The sequence below is a fragment of the Helicobacter pylori genome, assembly GCF_014496965.1.
GTDB classification, from domain to species: domain Bacteria; phylum Campylobacterota; class Campylobacteria; order Campylobacterales; family Helicobacteraceae; genus Helicobacter; species Helicobacter pylori_CZ.
In genome coordinates, this window is the sequence record NZ_JACTCR010000040.1 from 1 (window position 1) to 619 (window position 619).

Sequence of the window (619 nt, forward strand, 5' to 3'; positions counted from 1 at the left end):
TTTTTGATTTTTCATTATCAAAACCCTAAATATCCTCTCGTTTTTTGCCCGCTATTGGTTTATGGGTGTTTTAGCATATAAAACTCCAACGCTTTTTCAAAGAGAAGCGATCGATTAGGAAAACCTTTCTCTTTCATGTATTCATCCACTTTAGCCATGAAACTGGGCGAAAGCAAAACGCTGTGATTAATCCTTCGCTCTTTACTTGTTTTTTCTTCGTATTCTATCTCTTCTATTTCGGCCAACAAACTCGGTGAGAGCGAAACGTTAAAACTGCTCTTTCGTTCGCTACCCACTTTTATTTCTGCTTCTAACTCGGCTAATTCGGTTAGCAATCTTTTGCGTTTGGCTTGTAAAGCCTGAATGGTTGTGTGTGCTTTATGGTGTTCCATTATTACTCCTTAAAGTGTCTTTATTTTTTTACATTCTACTATAAAATAGGATTTTGTGGGTAAATCCTATTAAGAATGAAAATTGGAATTTTCTTTATCTTTTAAAACCACCCAAGCAGAAATCCCAAATATCTTTAGTGTTTGGGATGAATGCTTTAGTTCCGCTAGGAACTATATAAAAACCTTAAGTGAAACTAACCTTGATTTTCTATATACGCCTTGATAGT

At 35.1% G+C, this 619-nt stretch carries 1 protein-coding gene; it reads right to left on the bottom strand.

All coding sequences use genetic code 11. From position 1 onward, the window contains the following. Positions 1-59: 59 nt before the first annotated feature. Positions 60-392: a ribbon-helix-helix domain-containing protein gene (locus tag H7O61_RS07795; protein ID WP_000399915.1), complete on the bottom strand. Its 333-nt coding sequence runs from the start codon at positions 390-392 to the stop codon at positions 60-62. Positions 393-619 lie beyond the last annotated feature (227 nt).

Coding starts and splice junctions, on each gene's coding strand:
- H7O61_RS07795 (WP_000399915.1), bottom strand. CDS start 392: ATGGAACACCATAAAGCACACACAACCATTCAGGCTTTACAAGCCAAA.